Below are 2,448 nucleotides of genomic sequence, written 5' to 3'. Positions count from 1 at the left end.
ACGCCCTCCGCGTCCGCTTGGTCGTAGAGCGGCTCGACGGCTTCCTCGCCCTTTTTACGGATCTTGCGGTTGAAAAAGTCGGCGTCCTTCTCCTGGATGTAGGCGCTGTCGCGCAGCATGATCGCGCACAGGTCGCGCGTGGCGTGCGTCGCGTAGACGGTCCCCCGGAAGCCGTCGCGGTAGAGCTTCGGCAACAGCCCCGCGTGGTCGATGTGCGCGTGCGACAGCAGGACGGCGTCGACGGTGGACGGGTCGCACGGCCAGACCTCGTTGCGCTCGCGCGACTCGGAGCGGCGCCCTTGATAGAGGCCGCAGTCCAGGAACAGCCGCGTCCCGTCGACCTCGAGGTAGTGGAGCGATCCGGTGACGGTTTGGGCGGCGCCCCAAAAGGTGAGAGTCATAGCAGCAGGGGAGAGGTGGCAGCGCGTCCCCGAGGACGACGCGCACCGAGATCGGACGTGGTGATACCGGGCTCGACCTCGATGGCTCCCTCGGGGTATGGCGCCTCGCGATCAACGGAGCGACCTCGAGGTCGTCACCGACCGTTCCCAGGTTTGCCTTCTCGCGCGCCGAGCGCATCGGCGATCCTGCGGACACGGGCGACGTTGTCGGCTGTGCCTCGCCAGTGGAACAGGGCGTAGAAGGGCCGAGCTTCGTTGGGTACGCCGGCCTCACGGCTCTCGATGGCGAGATACGCCTTGTGCCTGTGGATGTTGATCCGCGCCGGATGCCGGTCTTCGAGGCCGTACGCCGCGACCTCGAGGACGTCCGCGTCTCGGCCCTCGACCTCGAGGACGATTACGGATCGGGTGGTGAGGCCGACGAGGGAGTGCGTCGTCATCCGCATCGCCAACAGCGGGACGAGCGTCGCGAGGCGCGGCACGTCGACGCCGTAGGCCCACGTCTCGAGCACCTCGCCGTCCTCGAGGTGGGGCGCGAACGCGTTTTGGGCGACCGGGTCGTCGTAGCGCCTCACGACGCGTCCCCGCCTCGAGGACGGCGCGCTACCACGGCTCGAGTTCGATCAGGACGCTCGCGGCAATCGCCAGAACGAACAGGAGCACGATGAGCGGGATCTTCCAGGCCATCTCGTTCCGAAACCGCCGTCCGCAGTGCGCGCAGCTCGTCCTCGAGGACGGCGTGAGTCCCTTGCACGATGGGCAGACGCGCTGTGTCGTCGACACGGCTAAGCGGGGACGGGTGACCGGAGCGCGGCGATGATCTCTTGTGCGTGCTCCAAGTTGTCGGGTGCCTCGACCGGGTTGAACTTCGCCTCGAACGGTCTGTCGCCTTCCCCAATGGTGACCTCCCCGAACCCTCTCACGATTTCTATCGAGGCCGGGTGGACAGTGCCGAGGTCGTACTCCGTGACCTCGAGGACGTTGGCCTTCTTGCCCTTGACGCGTAGCAGGATCACGCGCTGGTCCGTCAGACCCATCAGGTACTCTTTCGTCAGCAGTTTTTGAACCAGCCACCCCAGCAAGAACATGACCACCTGTGAAGGCATTTTTTGGCCGTACGCCCACGTCTCGAGTGTCTCGCCGGGGCGGAGGTGTGGTGCAAACGCGGCCTGAGCGGCGGGGTCTCGGTAGCGGATCAGATGATCCATAAACTTCTGCTTCACGCTCATGTCGGGAGGGGTGTGTGTCTGTCCCTACGCGGTCCCGAGCGTTGGGAGACCATCCCCCGACCCAGAGGTCGGGCTACGCCGCGACCACTCGGCGTGCGGGCGCCTCGAGGGCGGACACGATCTCGGCGACGTGCTCGAAGTTCTGCGGCGCCGCCATGCGGCCGAACTTGGCCTGGAACGGCCGCGCCTCGTCCTCGATGATGACGTGCGCGGACAGCTTCCCGGTCTTGGCCTTAACGGCGACGCGCTCGTCCAGGCCGTACTCCGTGACCTCGACGACCTCGGCCTTCCCGCCCTTGACGCGCAAAACGAGCACGCGCCGGTCCGTCAGGCCCACGAGGTATTCCTTGGTCAGCAAGGCCACCGCGATTGCGCCGGGCAGGATCGCGAGCAGGAACAGGGGGAAGATGAGTGCATCGAGGGCATCTTCACGCCGTACGCCCACGACTGGAGCGTCTCTCCGGTCTGGAGGTGAGGCGCAAACGCGCTTTGAACGACGGGCTCTTTGTAGCGGGCCATGAGGGAGGAGGGTGGTGCACCTCACCCTCCGCGCTTCGGCGCTGTCCCGGATCACCGTCTCGTCCTCGAGGTCGGAGCTAGAGGAGGCCTACACCTCTTGCCGCTTCCGAAAGAGCTTCGCGTTGCTCGTCCGTCAACTGACGCGGGACCGTGACTTGAACCTCGACGAACAGGTCGCCTCGGCGGGCCGTCGTCTCGACGCCTTGGCCTCGAAGGCGCAAGCGCTCGCCCGGCTGGGTCCCCGGCGGGATGTGGACCTTGATCGTGTGGCCGTACGCGCTCGTGATCGATCGCCGCGT

The 2,448-nt window shown here is 66.5% G+C and carries 6 protein-coding genes; all 6 read right to left on the bottom strand.

The genetic code is table 11. The features are described 5' to 3' along the window. The coding region (locus tag WBA11_RS02555; RefSeq protein ID WP_424519159.1) for an MBL fold metallo-hydrolase at positions 1–401 on the bottom strand (401 nt) is incomplete at its 3' end. A 134-nt stretch (positions 402–535) separates the two neighbouring features. Further along, a complete protein-coding gene (locus tag WBA11_RS02550) occupies positions 536–976 on the bottom strand; it encodes a hypothetical protein (protein WP_424519158.1) in 441 nt (146 codons plus the stop codon). A gap of 28 nt (positions 977–1,004) precedes the next feature. Continuing rightward, positions 1,005–1,184, bottom strand: a complete 180-nt coding sequence (locus WBA11_RS02545; protein ID WP_424519157.1) for a hypothetical protein — start codon at positions 1,182–1,184, stop codon at positions 1,005–1,007. 2 nt (positions 1,185–1,186) lie between these two features. Beyond that, positions 1,187–1,630: a hypothetical protein gene (locus WBA11_RS02540; RefSeq protein ID WP_424519156.1), complete on the bottom strand. Its 444-nt coding sequence runs from the start codon at positions 1,628–1,630 to the stop codon at positions 1,187–1,189. A 73-nt stretch (positions 1,631–1,703) separates the two neighbouring features. Beyond that, complete coding sequence (locus WBA11_RS02535) at positions 1,704–2,075, bottom strand: hypothetical protein (protein ID WP_424519155.1); 372 nt, start codon at positions 2,073–2,075, stop codon at positions 1,704–1,706. 151 nt (positions 2,076–2,226) lie between these two features. Continuing rightward, positions 2,227–2,448: DnaJ C-terminal domain-containing protein (locus tag WBA11_RS02530; RefSeq protein ID WP_424519154.1), on the bottom strand; the 222-nt coding region annotated here is incomplete at its 5' end.

Source organism: Rubrivirga sp., from assembly GCF_049648075.1.
Classification (GTDB): Bacteria; Bacteroidota; Rhodothermia; order Rhodothermales; family Rubricoccaceae; genus Rubrivirga.
This window is presented reverse-complemented; position numbering and strand designations above follow the sequence as displayed.